The organism is Kibdelosporangium philippinense, from assembly GCF_021390435.2.
GTDB lineage: Bacteria > Actinomycetota > Actinomycetes > Mycobacteriales > Pseudonocardiaceae > Kibdelosporangium > Kibdelosporangium philippinense.
Window position 1 is genome coordinate 588,793 of sequence record NZ_JAJVCN010000002.1, and the last position, 13,922, is coordinate 602,714.

A 13,922-nucleotide genomic window follows, 5' to 3' on the forward strand; every position below is an offset into this window, starting at 1 on the left:
AGGTGCGGGGAAATCGGCCTTCCGACGCGGCTCGCAGCGCGGCGAGCACGGACAATCTCCAGGTCAGAAGGTGTTTCACGGCGTGCGACCAGGCCGCGTGGCGTTACTCCATCGGCGGTGACTTGCCCCACGTGTGTGAACCGCGTGTTACGAACAGGGGATTTTCCGGCCACGGTCGCTATTCTGCTTCATGACCACGTGAAACCCCTGAGAAGGCGGTGGGCCTCACCATGAGCCTTGACCTACTGCTCCTTACCGCTGACCCAGAGCCGGGTTCGGTCCTCCCTTCCTTGATGCTGCTCCCGCACGCCGTACGGACCCAGCAGCCCGAGGTGACCGCGCTGCTCGATGCCGGTTCCCGGGACGCAGTGCTCGTCGACGCCCGTACCGATCTCGCCGGGGCCAAGAGCCTCTGCCGCCTGCTGACCAGCGGCGGCGACTCCGGCCCGGTCATCGCCATCGTCAGCGAGGGCGGCCTGGTCGCCGTCACCTCCGACTGGCGGGTCGACGAGATCCTGCTGCCGACCGCTGGCCCGGCCGAGGTGGACGCCCGGCTGCGGCTGCTGACCTCGCGTGGCCCAGCTGGTCCTGGTAACGGCGACGGCGCGATCCGGCTCGGTGAGCTGGTCATCGACGAGGCCACGTACATGGCGCGGCTGCGCGGCCGCCCGCTCGACCTCACCTACAAGGAGTTCGAGCTGCTCAAGTACCTCGCGCAGCATGCAGGCCGGGTCTTCACCCGTGCCCAGTTGCTGCAGGAGGTCTGGGGCTACGACTTCTTCGGTGGCACCCGCACGGTCGACGTGCACGTCCGGCGCCTGCGCGCGAAGCTCGGCATCGAGCACGAGCAGATGATCGGCACTGTGCGTAACGTCGGCTACAAGTTCGTCCAGCCGCCCAAAGGTGCCGCCCCGGTCAAGGAATCAATGAGCCTCGACGTGGTTCAGTAATAAATGTGACCGAACTTGTCTGGCGCCCGTCCCTGTCCGAGCTGGAAGCAGCGCAAGTCCGTGAGCTGCTGGCGTCCGACGAGTCGCATATGGACCTGCCGTCCGGCGGTGAGCACCTGCTTGCCGTTCGGGATGGCGTGGTTGGGTACGCGCACCTCGACACGGCCGGTGATCAGCTGGGTAACCAGGTCGCCGAGCTCGTCGTGCACCCAGGTTTTCGCAGGCAAGGCATTGGTGAGCAGCTGCTGACCGCGGTTGCCGGTAAGGCACGGCCGCTGCGGATCTGGTCGCATCTTGATCACCCAGGCGCCGCTCGGCTGGCCGAGAAGCACGGCTTCGAGCGCGTTCGTGCGCTGCACCGGATGGGGATGGACTTCGGCTCGGACGAATTCGCTGAGCCGAAGCTGCCTGATGGCGTTCGGCTGCGCACGTTCGTGCCAGGTCAGGACGAAGAAGCCATGGTCGCGGTGAACGCTCGTGCGTTTTCGTGGCATCCGGAACAGGGCGGCCTCACGGTTGAGGACGTCCGCGACACCGAGCAAGAGGGCTGGTTCGACCCGGCCGGGTTCTTTCTTGCCGTCGACGCGGACGACAAGGTCCTCGGTTTCCATTGGACGAAGGTGCACCCGGATTCCACCGGCGAGGTGTACGTCGTCGGCGTCGACCCCGACGCGCAGGGCGGCGGTCTCGGCAAGGCGCTGACTCTCGCCGGGCTGCGTTATCTGCACGCACAGGGTTTGCCCCGGGTAATCCTGTATGTCGAAAGTGACAACGCACCGGCGATCGCGGTTTATGCGAAGCTCGGATTCGGCCTGCTCGATGTCGGCGTGCAGTACGCACGGTAGTCACACGTTCAATCACTCTGTGCAAACCGCCAGGTCGCGGCAAGGTCACGGCGCAGTTTCATTGGGGTAGCCCTGCTCACAATGGGTGCCTTGTTCACCTCTTGTTCACCTCTTTAGGGCCGTCCGTTCGGCCTGGCTGCTTAGCGTCCGGTCTCGTGCGGCGACCTCGTCGCGAATCGGACGAAAATCCTCGACTGGAGGAACTGGTGAAGATCAAGCGGCAAGGCGCCCTGATCAGCCTCATGGCAGCCGGCGCGCTCGCGCTCACCGCGTGCGGATCGGACGTGAACACCCCGCAGGGCGGCGCAACCAACGGCGCAGCCGCTCCGACCGGCACCTCGCAGGTCGACTGTGGCGGCAAGAAGAACCTCGTCGCCGAAGGCTCGAGCGCCCAGAAGGGCGCGATGGACGTGTTCAGCCAGGAATACCAGGCCGCGTGCGCCGGCCAGCAGCTGGCGTACACCCCGTCTGGCTCCGGTGCGGGCGTCAAGCAGTTCACCGCCAAGGTCAGCGACATCGGTGGCTCCGACTCCCCGCTGAAAGAGGGCAAGGAGACCGACGACGCGGCCACTCGCTGTGGCGGCAACCCGGCGTGGAACCTGCCGCTGGTCTTCGGCCCGGTCGCGGTGGCGTACAAGCTGGATGGCGCGGACAGCGTCACGCTAACCCCGGACGCGATCGCGGGGATCTTCAGCGGCCAGATCAAGACGTGGGACGACGCCAAGATCACCGCGGCCAACGGCGGCAAGGCACTGTCTGCCAAGCCGATCACCGTGATCGTGCGCGCCGACGAGTCCGGCACCACGGACAACTTCCAGCAGTACCTCGCCGCCGCCGCGCCGAGCGTGTGGACCAAGGGCGCCGGTAAGAAGTTCAACGGGGGCGTCGGCCAGGGTGCACAGGGTTCGTCCGGTGTGGCCGACACGCTTTCCGCCGCTGACGGCACCATCGGCTACGTCGAGTGGTCCTTCGCACAGGACAAGAAGCTGAGCATGGCCAAGATCGACAGTGGTGCCGGTGCGGTCGAGTTGACCGCCGAGAGCGCTGGCGCGGCCATCAAGTCGGCCAAGACCAAGGGATCGGGCAACGACCTCGTGCTCGACCTGAAGGCGCTGTACGCCAGCAAGGCAGCCGGTTCCTACCCGCTGATGCTCGCCACCTACGAGATCGTCTGCTCGAAGGGCTACGATGCGGACACCGCGAAGGCCGTCAAGGCGTTCCTGAGCGTCGCCGCGACCAACGCACAGTCCAAGTTGGGCGATGCCGGCTACGTGCCGCTTCCCCAGGAGTTCCAGGACAAGCTGCTGACCGCCATCAAGGCTATCGCCTGACGAGGTAAGGGCTGGCACACTCGCCATGAGTGAGATCCGAGACAGGTCTCGACGCCCCGTCGCCGCCGGTGAACCCGGCGCGCGGCGGGGCGCCTCGGCGACCGAGACACCCGCGGAGGCACCGATTTCGGTGAGCCCTCAAGACCCTCCACCGCCGGCGGCGGACACCGAGCCGCCCAAGACGGTGACCCGACCGGGCGACCGCATTTTCAGCGGCTTCGCCAAGGGTTCCGGCATCCTGATCGTCGTCCTGATCGTGGCGATCGGAGCTTTCCTGCTCGCCCAAGCGATTCCGTCGCTCGCGGCGAACGAGGCGAGCTTCCTGTTCAGCAGACAATGGGTGGCGGGCGATCCGGACAATCTCTCGTTCGGTGTGCTTGACCTGTTGCTGGTGACGATCTTCAGCTCGATCTTCGCGCTGCTGATCGCGATGCCGATTTCCCTTGGTATCGCGCTCTTCCTGACCCACTACGCGCCGCGCCGGTTGGCGCGGCCGTTCGCCTACATCATCGATCTGCTCGCCGCGGTGCCGTCGATCATCTACGGCCTGTGGGGCGCGATCGTGCTGGCGCCGTTCATCGAGCCGTTCACCGGCTGGCTCAACAGCATCCTCGGCTGGACGTTCCTTTTCGACACGGGGAACGTCAACCGTTCGATCGGTCAGACGATCTTCACGGCGAGCATCGTGCTCGCGGTGATGCTGCTGCCGATCATCACGGCGATCACCCGTGAGGTTTTCGAGCGGACGCCGACGATGCACATCGAAGGCGCGCTCGCGCTCGGTGCGACCCGCTGGGAAGTCATCAGGACGACGGTGCTGCCGTTCGGCAAGGCCGGTTACATCAGCGCGTCGATGCTCGGTCTCGGCCGTGCGCTCGGTGAGACCATCGCGGTGATGATCATCCTGGCGCCCGCGACGAGCGGCGTCTTCGGCTGGAGCCTGTTCGACGGTGGCGACACGATCGCGTCGAAGATCGCCCGCGCCGCCCCCGAGTTCAACGACCCGCGCAGTGCCGGTGCGTACATCGCCGCCGGTCTGGTGCTGTTCCTGTTGACGTTCATCGTCAACGCCATCGCACGGTCGTTCATCGTCGGGAAGAAGGAGTACGAGTGACAACCACCGATCTCCAACGCCCGGCGACCGCGCCAGCGTTCCAACAGGTCAGTTCCGGTCGTAAGACAAAGAACATGATGGCGACGATCCTCGTCGGCGCTGCCTTCGTGATCGCCGTCATTCCACTGGTCTGGCTGCTGTGGACAGTGCTGGAAAAGGGTTTCACGCACGTACTGAACGCGCAGTGGTGGCAGAACTCGATGGCCGGCCTGACCTCACGGCAGGCGGGTGGCGGTGTCTACCACGCGATCTACGGAACCCTGATCCAGGGACTCGTCTGTGCGGTGATCGCGGTGCCGATCGCCATCATGGTCGCGATCTACCTGGTGGAGTACGGCCGCAACTCGCGGCTGGCCAAGTGGATCACGTTCACAGTGGACATTCTGTCCGGTGTTCCGTCCATTGTGGCCGCACTGTTCATCTACGCGCTGTGGGTCACCACGCTCGGCTTGCCCCGCAGTGCTTTCGCGGTGTCACTGGCACTGGTGATGCTGATGATCCCGGTGGTCGTGCGGACGACCGAGGAACTGCTCAAGATCGTCCCGGACGAACTGCGGGAAGCCTCGTACGCACTTGGCATTCCCAAGTGGAAGACGATCGTGAAGATCGTCGTACCGACGGCGTTGTCCGGCATCATCACCGGCATCATGCTCGCGATCGCCCGTGTGATGGGTGAGACCGCGCCGGTGCTGATCCTGGTGGGCTACGCGCAGTTCATCAACTACGACCCGTTCGCGGGGAACATGGCGTCATTGCCGTTGTTCATGAACACTGAACGGCAGAGCCTGAACGACATCGGCGAGGCCAGGGTGTGGGGTGCCGCGGTGACCCTGATCTTGATCATCACCGTGATCAACCTGTTGGCGACCCTGATCTCGCGGCTGACCGCAGTGAAGACGAAGTGAGGCGGCCATGGCCAAGCGCATAGACGTCAAAGACCTGAACCTGTTCTACGGCAAGTTCCACGCCGTCGAGGGGGTGACCCTGTCCGTGCCGCCCCGCAACGTGACCGCGTTCATCGGACCGTCCGGTTGCGGCAAGTCGACCGTGCTGCGCTCGCTCAACCGCATGCACGAAGTCATCCCAGGCGCCCGCGCCGAAGGCGAAGTCCTGTTGGACGGCGAAGACATCTACGCGTCCGCGGTGGACCCGGTGTCGGTCCGCCGGACGATCGGAATGGTGTTCCAGCGGCCGAACCCGTTCCCGACCATGTCCATCAGGGACAACGTGGTCGCGGGTCTGAAGCTGGCGGGCGTGCGGGACAAGAAGAAGCTCGACGAAGTGGCCGAGCGAGCCCTGCGCGGCGCGAACCTCTGGGCGGAGGTCAAAGACCGGCTCAACAAGCCGGGCGGCGGCCTGTCCGGTGGTCAGCAGCAGCGTCTCTGCATCGCCCGCGCGATCGCGGTGCAGCCGGACGTGTTGCTGATGGACGAGCCGTGTTCGGCGCTTGACCCGATCTCCACCCTGGCGATCGAGGACCTGATCACGGAGTTGAAGAAGGACTACACGATCGTCATCGTCACTCACAACATGCAGCAGGCCGCGCGCGTGAGTGACCAGACGGCGTTCTTCAACCTGCTCGGGGTCGGCCAGCCAGGCAGGCTGATCGAGATCGACGACACCGAGAAGATCTTCTCCAACCCCAGCGAGAAAGCCACGGAGGACTACATCTCCGGCCGCTTCGGCTGAGTTCCAGCGTGGGGGGGAATGCGGGCCGCCAGGACACCCTGGCGGCCCGTTCTTTTTGCCGTGAAGGTCACCTTCGCGGAGTCTGACGCGTCAAGGGAGGCCCTCGCGCGTTGAACGCCGTGAAGGTGACCTTCACGGCTTCCAATGCCACAAACGCGGCCCTCGTTGGTTATTCGCGAAATTGCGAGTCTTATTGCTGATTTCGGACTTGATCCGGCAAAGCGTGCGCGATGAACAGAGATCGGGAATCCGGCCATTTGGCTGATCGTCAATTACGCCGAATGTCTGCTTGTCACCGGCCCTCACTCATCCGAGGCATTATGTGGCCTGGGTCACTACCGCCGGTGTGAATGGCTGGATTTGCCGCGTGCGGAGGTTACGGACCGCTTTCAGGTAAGGACCAAGTGGGTGGAACTGGTCGGGCGGTAGGGACACGCTCGGTGGTCGGTTGATACCGTGCCGTCAGATCCGGCGCTACCCAAGGGGTTCTCATGTACGAGGATGAGAAATCAGGCGTTCCGGCGGCGTGGAACGATCCCGCGCGCACCGCGATGGATCAGATGCTCGAGAACATGAAGAACTTCAAGGCCAGCGCGGCATCCGGCCAGTTCGCGGTCACCCAGGCAAGCGGCGAGGATCTGCTGCGGGTGATCAGGATGCTGCAGGACTGGCTCGGCGGCGGCCAAGCGAACACGCTCGACCAGAAACCGATGCTCGGCGGCAGTTACGGCGCCCGCGCGATGGCTCCTTTTGTCCAGCAGGTCGCATCCGACCACCAAGGATTTCTCACGCAGCTCGGCCGTCTGCGTGACGTACTGACCGACGCGGAAAACGGCGTCCGGCAGGCAATGGCCAACTACAAACAGAACGAGCACGCGGTCGCGGGCACTTTCCGTAAATAACGAAAAGAGGTGGCCATGCCGAACGAGTCCGATGGCGTCTATCTCGACGACCTTGGCAACGTGGGCACCACCGGTCGGGCCGGTCTCACGGTGGCCAGCTTGATCGCCAGGATCGCCGGGCACGCGACTGTGACCGTCACGCCCCGAGGCGGTGCCGACACGAGGCAGGCGCCGATGCCCCAAGGCGTGTTGTACGAGAACGTCGATCACCCAACGCTCAAGGCGATGGTCACGGAGAACGTCGACCCCGACCAGGTCGGCGTGCTGGCAAGCGGCTGGCAGGAGGCTGGCGCCAAGCTCACCCAGTTCCAGGACGACGTGGCGGGCGCGATCAACAGCAGCCGGGACGACTGGCAAGGCGCCGCCGGCGAGGCCGCCCGTGAGTTCATGATCAACGTGGGACGGTGGATCGGCGACGCTGGCCGTGGCGCCGAACTCGCCGGAACCCAAGCGGCTAAACAGTCCGAAGCCTTGGCAGCGGCCAAGAACGCGATGCCGGACCCGGTCAAGTTCGATGTGGACGCGGCCAATGCGGAATTGCGTCAGATCACCGACCCGGTCACGTGGATCTCGCGCTACGCCGACCACATGAAGGCCTACGCCGCTCAGCAGGCCGCGCAGCAGCGCGCCGCCGAAGTGGTCACGACATACGACGCGGCACTGGCCGAATCGGGCACGATGCCCGCGTTCGCGCCTCCGCCCGCGATGTCAGGCGCAGGCGCACCGATGCCTAGGACGCCCCAGGACGGCACGTCACCGATGTCCGCGTCTCCCGGTATGCCCACACCGATCAAATCGCCGGAGAGCGCGATTCCCGACGAAACACCGCCACAGGCCGCGGCGATCGCGCCCTTCGGCGGCGGTTTCGCGCCGCTGGGCGCACCCAGCCCAAGGTCGATGGAGCACGCCGTCCCTGGCGCGCTGGCCGCCCAGAATTATTTGGGTGAGAACTACCTGCTTGAAGGTGACCGGACGTTCGGTACCAACCCGACGACGCCGCCGGTGATCGGCGGATGACCGACTCATTCACGCTGTCGGTCGCGGCCGTGGACATCCTGGCTGAGGCGCTGGGGGTGGACTGCCGTCGCTATCCGTTCCAGCTGCCAGGGATCGGTGACTTCGTCGACGATCGCGTGCGGATCGCACGGGCGGTGTTCACGGATCTGACCCGTCGTGGCCTGGTCCGCAACGAGCAGCTCAATCCCGCTGTCGCTGAGGGGCTGCGGCTGATGTCCCGCTACCGCGTGTCGATCGCGGTTCTCGGCACATTGGACGATGAAAGTCCGTTGTACGCCAGGGTTTCCGCCGATGGTGACCGCGGTTTGCTCGTCATCCAGGACGGTCAGATGTTCCGGTTCGAGTTCATCCGGCCGGAGTCCATGGCACGTACCGCGGTCAGCCTATTGCCGAGGCTTCGGCCAGGGCGCGGGCAATCCGTCACGATCACAGCGAAACCCGCTGCCACGGAAGAGAAGCGCGAAGGCTTCAGCCGTGAAGTCCGACCAGCGCGCACCTCGTCACAGTCGCAACTGCTTGCGGCGCAAGAGATGTTGCGTAAACCTCGGACCGGCGCCGGCTACTTTGTGGTGTCCGTTATGGACAGAGATGGCCGTGAGTCCAAGGCGCCGGGCCTGAGCTGGCTGGACACCGAGGACGGCCGGTACATGGCGCAGGCGCACCCGGACGATGGCGGCGGGACGTTCGCGCCCGCCGACACCATCCGTCTTGTGCAACAGCTGGAAGACCTGATGGCTTCGCTGGCTTAGAGCTCGTCGGTCTCGTAACCGGGCATCTTGCCGGTCACCACGAACACGACCCGGTTGGCGACCGACACCGCGTGGTCGGCGAACCGCTCGTAGAAGCGGCCGAGCAGCGTCACATCGACGGCCGCGGCGACGCCATGGTCCCATTCGCGGTCCATCACGACCGTGAACAGGTGCCGGTGCAGGTCGTCCATCTCGTCGTCGGTGTCGTCGAGCGCGCGGGCCAGCTCGACATCCTGTGTCCGGATGACCTGCTCAGCCTGCGACGCCATCTTGCACGCGACCTTGCCCATCTCGGCGAAGTAGGGCTTCACCGGGTCCGGCAGCACCGGGTTGGGGTGGCGGCGGCGTGCGGCCTTCGCCACATGCAGCGCCAGATCGCCCATCCGCTCAAGGCTTTCCGCCGCGTGGATGACCGCGAGCACGGTCCGCAGGTCGGTCGCGACCGGCGCCTGCAACGCCAGCAGCGCGTACGCTTCTTCTTCGGCTTTGGCGCGGGCGTCGTCGACCTTCTGGTCGTCGCCGATCACCTGTTCGGCCAGTGCCAGATCGGCTTCAAGCAAGGCACGGGTGGCCAGCGACATGGCGTCGCCAACCATGGAACACATGTCCGCCAGCTGATCGGCAAGTTGTCCGAGCTGGTCACGGTAGGCCTCACGCATGGCGACAGCCTACGTGCAGGTGTCTGTTCTTACCGAATCCTCACGTGAACCGTAGGTGAACCAGCACCAACATTTACGCGCACGCAGGATCGGCCGCGTTGATCGTGGAGAGGCCTTTTGGCACCTCAGGGGTAGGCGGCGGCGCCGTGGTGTTCTGGCCGCCTGGTGTGCCACCCGCGGGGTTCTGGACCTTGCCGCCATAGTCCTGGCCGAGCAGCAACATCACCGCGCCGCCGAGCGAATCGTCCTTTTCCAGCTTCGAACCAGGCACCGCCGCGGACACCGTGGTCGCCGCGTTGAGGTCCGTGCCGTACTTGACGACCGTGTTCGGCAGCTTGGCGCCCGAGTCGACCGCCTGCAACACCTGGAAACCCTGGTTGCGCAACGCGTTCTGCACGCGCCTGCCCTCGCCGTCCTTGGCACCAGCGTTGAGCACCTGCACCTTCACCGACTTCGGGTCGACGATCTGGCCTTGCTGGTTCTGCACCGATTCCGGCGGCGTCTGGCCTGCTTGCGCCTGCGGTGCGTCGGCCTGCTCGCCAGGCAACGGGGCCGCGTTGATGATCGCGTTGAACAGTGCCTTGTTGTCTTTGTCCTTCAACACTTCGTTGCCGCGGTCGTTGGGGTCGCCAACCGTGGGCACAGTGATGAAGGTGACCTTGCCCGCGCCGACGCTCTGCAGCGACCGGCCGAGGGTGATCAGATCGTTGGTTTCGATGCCCTCGCCGAACGTGGCCTTGGTGAACGCGCTGACGAACGCGCTGAGCTTGCCGGGATCCAGCAGCACCTGACCGGACATCGCCTTACGCAGCAAGGAGGAAAGGAACTTCTGCTGGCGCTTGATCCGGCCGTAGTCGGAGGTCGGGTCGCCTTTTGCCGACGTCGGGCTTTCCTTGACTTGCCGTGCCCGCACGAAGTTCAGCGCCGCGTCCCCCCGCAGTGTCACGTTCTGGCCGGGCTGTTCGACGATCCACGTCTTGAGCTTGATGTCGTACATCGGTTTCGCCACGCACATCTCGACGCCCTGGACGGCGTCGACCATGTCCTTGAAGCCGTGGAAGTTGATGCCGACGAAGTGGTTGATCTTCAGGCCGGTCAGGTTCTGGATCACCTTGGTCACGCACTTCGGGCCGCCGACCTTGAACGCCGTGTTGATTTTGGCGTTTTTGTACGGCTTGTCCGGCGCGCTGTACTGGCTGGTCTTGTCGTCGTACTTCTCGCAGGCCGGAATCTGGACTTCCAGGTCACGCGGGAAGGACACCATCACGACGCGATTCCGCTCCCTGGGGATGTGCGCGATCATGATCGTGTCGGCGCGGGCGCCGCCGCCGACGTCCGCTTCGGTACCAACGCCGTCTTCTTCCGACGCGCCATCACGGGTGTCCGAACCGACCATCAGGAAGTTCTCGTCGCCGAGCTGAGCGGCGCCGTTCTGGATGTCGGACGAGTTCTCGTCGAGCGCTGCGACCTCGTTGAACTGGCCGTCGAGCCATTCCGTGCCGCCCCACACCGCGCCGGTGCCGATGAGTAAGGCTCCGGCGACGGACGCGGCGACTATCCGGCCGGTCCGGATCAGCTTGTTACGCGGTGGCTTGCGCGTGCCGCCACCACCAGCGGACTGCGGCTTCGGCGGGTCGGCGTCGACGATGTGTTCGACCGGCCGATCGTGCACCGTGGGTAGATCGGCCAGTTCAGTGTCTCTGGTGCCTGCTGCCTGGTTCTCCGCGAGGACGTCAGGCTCTTCGTCGTCCCCGCTTTCCCCTTTTAGCCACGGCATCAAGCGCTCGCGCTTTTCCTTCTTTAGTCGTTCCTCTTCGGCGAGCTCGTCATGCACCGCGGAGAACCGCGCCAGGGTGGCGTCCACCCGGCGGATTTCCTTCACCGGCTCGGAGATGGCCTCCATCTCCGTGGTCATGCTGATCGCGTCGACGCCGCCGCGCGGCGGCATCGGCTTACGCTCCGGGCGCTTCAACGCGGGCGGGACCTGGCCGTTGTGCTCTTCCGGCTCAGCAGGCGGCGCGGGTGGGACCGGCAGCTGGGTCGACATCTGGCCGACAGGCTTGCCGGGACGGCCGTTCTGACCGTTCGGCGAAGGCATTTGTTGCGACGGCTGCGGCGCGGGCATTTGCTGAGACGCCTGCGGCGTTGGCAGCTTCTTGGGTGGCGCGGGCATTTGCTGGGACGGCTGTGGCATCGGCATCTGCTGCGATGGCTGCCGCTTGGCTACCTGTGGCGCGGGCATTTGCTGCGATGGCTGTGGCATCGGCATCTGCTGCGATGCGGGCATCTGCTGCGACGGTTCCGGCATCGGCTGGGGGGCGCGCTGAGGTCGCTGCTGCTGGCCGGTGTGCCCGTTATGGCCGTTCGTGTAGCCGTTGGCTGGTTTCGCCGGGGGCGCCGGCGGGCTCTCCGGCATCGGCCGCGGCCCGGACGTGTGCCCACGCGGAGTCGGCGGGACCTGCGCGGCGGCTACCGCGGCAGCAGGTACCTGATATGTACTGGATGCTTGTCCGACCTTCCGCTGCGGTGCTGGACGCTGTCCAGTCGCGTCGCGGGCCGGTGCCGGGCGCTGCCCAGTTGCCTGCTGTCCATTCGGCGGAGGCGGGGTGGCGGCGGGAGGCTGAGGGGCGCGGCCACGGGGCTCCGGTCGCGGCATCTGCTGCGACATCTGCTCCGGGCGCGGCTGGGCCTGACGACGTGGCGGCGCGGCGCGGCGCTGTGCCTCCGGCGGCGGGGGCGGTGGCGCCTGCGGCGGCTTGGCTGGCTCAGGCCGTTGTGGAGCCTGGGGTGCCGGTTGACTCGCCGGTGGTGCCACGTCATTGAGCTGCGGAATCGGCAGGTCTGTCCGCGACGTGTGGCGCTTGACCAGGTCCGAGACGCTGACGCCGCCCGAATCCTCCATTGACCGTCTGCGACGGCGTGGCTGCTGTTCGGGTGACGCTTCCTCGGTCGAGTGACGACTGCGGCGAGCACCGGTGCCGTACGGGCGATCTTCGTCGGGCACCAGGTCTCCCTTCAATCTCAGTCACGTCACGATATCAACACGGCCCCGCTTGTCCAGACGCGCCGGGGAGCCTGAGTGTTGCAGACCGACAGTGGTCGTTGCCCAGCGATAGTACGGGCGGTGTCCACTCTTGACGACAGGCCGACCAACTTTGTTTACGTTCAGTACGCGGAATCGCGCAGGCGTCTAGGCCGAACGGGGGATGTCGAGCGTCAGTAGACCAGGGCCTTCGACTCGGTCACGGCCCGGCGCCCGGCTGCGGGCCCCGCCAAGAACGTTCTTCCGCCAACGCGGTAGGCGACGGCGTTTCGTCCGGATTGCTTCGCGGTATAAAGCAGCCCGTCCGCCTGACGCAGCTGCCGTTCAGGTCCGGAACCGAGACTGAGGGTCGGCTCGTGCGCGATCCCGATGCTGACCGTGACCCGGAGCCCGAGCACGATCTTCGACCAGGGATAGCTCTCGATCTTGATCCGGGCCGCCTCGGCCATCGCGACCGCCGTCGGGCCGTCGACGCCCGGCAGGACCAACGCGAACTCCTCGCCGCCGTAGCGCGCGCAGAATGCCTCTTCGGGCAGACCGTCCTGCAACAGATCGACAACCCGCTGCAGTACCCGGTCGCCGATCAGGTGGCCGAAGGTGTCGTTCACCTGCTTGAACCAGTCAAGGTCGACCAACGCGACGGCGAGACCGCCGACCATGGTGTGCCTGTCGGCGAGCAACGTGACCAGTCGCTGGTCGAGATAACGGCGGTTGTAGCTGGCAGTCAGGCTGTCGCGGATGCTCTGCTCGCGAGCCTCGGCGTGCTCGCGGCGCAACCGGTCGACCTCCCGGCGCAGCTGCTCGGGGATGCGCGGCGCTTCGGTCTTGTCAGCGTGGATGAGCTCGAGTGCGGAGCGAAGGTGCTGGTAGGCCTGGCGCCACTGACCGCGCGAAGCCAGCAGGGTGGCGATCGACTCGTGCAGCTGCACAAGAGAAGTCCCGTCAGGCGTGTTCGCGCCGCCTGTGTCCTCGTGCACGGCCCACTCCGGCGGGTCTGACACGGGCTCAGGCTCGGCGATACCGCGTCCGAGTCCGGTCACCGCCTTCACCTCCCTCAAGTATCTCTGTCGACCGGTTGGCGGCTCGGCTTGAGACACTGAGGGCGGGTGTATACAGAAATCCCTCATCTGGTGGATGAACGGCTGCTCCAACCCAGTGATGAGGTGTGACACGCCTCGCAGTCGTATTCAACTTTCCCGAAGGCAAGGCATAAAGCCGTAAACGGCCCCGTCGAGCACCACGACCCGCTCGGATCCGATCTGATCACCGAGCACCTGGCCGTCCTTGACGACCCGCAACGACACGGCGACGACGTAGACATCCCCACGCGGCCGGTCAGCCCCTTCGGGCGCCCACTTCGCGTCCGGGCGCAAAGTGGACATGGTCGGGTCAACGGTGATCGTGACCCCGGGAAGCTGGCAGATCCGGCCGGTGAAGTCGGGGTGCTGGGTGCGGCGGAGGAAGTCCTGTTGCGCGGCGGATCCCTGCCGCGCGGCCGCTTCGAAGTCGGCGAAGTACTTGACGATGAGGTCGTTCGCCCTGTCCGGACCGGCGACCGGAGTGCCCGTGACCGCGGCAGAGCAGCCCGCTATCAGCGTGACCACTGCAAATGCCGCTCGCATG

General features: G+C 65.7%; 13 protein-coding genes. 9 read left to right on the forward strand and 4 right to left on the reverse strand.

What is annotated here, in order from left to right; genetic code table 11:
- Positions 1-230 precede the first annotated feature (230 nt).
- From LWC34_RS21640 to LWC34_RS21680, 9 genes are all read left to right on the forward strand, one after another.
- A complete protein-coding gene (locus tag LWC34_RS21640) occupies positions 231-950 on the forward strand; it encodes a winged helix-turn-helix transcriptional regulator (protein WP_233726998.1) in 720 nt (239 codons plus the stop codon).
- Between the two features lie 5 nt (positions 951-955).
- Positions 956-1,795, forward strand: a complete 840-nt coding sequence (mshD, locus tag LWC34_RS21645; protein WP_372496563.1) for a mycothiol synthase — start codon at positions 956-958, stop codon at positions 1,793-1,795.
- Between the two features lie 206 nt (positions 1,796-2,001).
- Complete coding sequence (pstS, locus tag LWC34_RS21650; RefSeq protein WP_233728808.1) at positions 2,002-3,126, forward strand: phosphate ABC transporter substrate-binding protein PstS; 1,125 nt, start codon at positions 2,002-2,004, stop codon at positions 3,124-3,126.
- A gap of 25 nt (positions 3,127-3,151) precedes the next feature.
- Positions 3,152-4,240 carry a phosphate ABC transporter permease subunit PstC gene (gene pstC / locus LWC34_RS21655; protein ID WP_233726999.1) on the forward strand — a complete coding sequence of 363 codons (1,089 nt, stop codon included), beginning with the start codon at positions 3,152-3,154 and terminating at the stop codon, positions 4,238-4,240.
- On the forward strand, positions 4,237-5,145 hold the full coding sequence (gene pstA, locus LWC34_RS21660) for a phosphate ABC transporter permease PstA (RefSeq protein WP_233727000.1): 909 nt from the start codon (positions 4,237-4,239) through the stop codon (positions 5,143-5,145). The genes pstC and pstA overlap by 4 nt, the downstream gene beginning before the upstream one ends.
- A 7-nt stretch (positions 5,146-5,152) precedes the next feature.
- A complete protein-coding gene (gene pstB, locus LWC34_RS21665; protein ID WP_233727001.1) occupies positions 5,153-5,929 on the forward strand; it encodes a phosphate ABC transporter ATP-binding protein PstB in 777 nt (258 codons plus the stop codon).
- Positions 5,930-6,420: 491 nt separating this feature from the next.
- Entirely contained in the window at positions 6,421-6,831 is a 411-nt protein-coding gene (locus LWC34_RS21670) for a hypothetical protein (protein WP_233727002.1), read from the forward strand.
- A 15-nt stretch (positions 6,832-6,846) separates the two neighbouring features.
- Positions 6,847-7,848: a WXG100 family type VII secretion target gene (locus LWC34_RS21675; protein ID WP_233727003.1), complete on the forward strand. Its 1,002-nt coding sequence runs from the start codon at positions 6,847-6,849 to the stop codon at positions 7,846-7,848.
- Positions 7,845-8,597 carry an ESX secretion-associated protein EspG gene (locus LWC34_RS21680; protein WP_233727004.1) on the forward strand — a complete coding sequence of 251 codons (753 nt, stop codon included), beginning with the start codon at positions 7,845-7,847 and terminating at the stop codon, positions 8,595-8,597. Before LWC34_RS21675 ends, LWC34_RS21680 begins: the two co-directional genes overlap by 4 nt.
- Here the strand turns inward: LWC34_RS21680 and phoU are convergent.
- The 4 genes from phoU to LWC34_RS21700 form a co-directional block, all read right to left on the reverse strand.
- Complete coding sequence (phoU, locus tag LWC34_RS21685; RefSeq protein ID WP_233727005.1) at positions 8,594-9,256, reverse strand: phosphate signaling complex protein PhoU; 663 nt, start codon at positions 9,254-9,256, stop codon at positions 8,594-8,596. The two genes, LWC34_RS21680 and phoU, sit on opposite strands and share 4 nt — an antisense overlap.
- A 73-nt stretch (positions 9,257-9,329) precedes the next feature.
- Positions 9,330-12,260, reverse strand: coding sequence for an LCP family glycopolymer transferase (locus tag LWC34_RS58115; RefSeq protein WP_233727006.1), 2,931 nt, complete (start codon positions 12,258-12,260; stop codon positions 9,330-9,332).
- Between the two features lie 212 nt (positions 12,261-12,472).
- Positions 12,473-13,339, reverse strand: coding sequence for a GGDEF domain-containing protein (locus LWC34_RS21695; protein ID WP_233727007.1), 867 nt, complete (start codon positions 13,337-13,339; stop codon positions 12,473-12,475).
- 147 nt (positions 13,340-13,486) lie between these two features.
- Positions 13,487-13,921, reverse strand: coding sequence for a hypothetical protein (locus LWC34_RS21700; RefSeq protein WP_233727008.1), 435 nt, complete (start codon positions 13,919-13,921; stop codon positions 13,487-13,489).
- Between the last annotated feature and the right edge of the window lies 1 nt (position 13,922).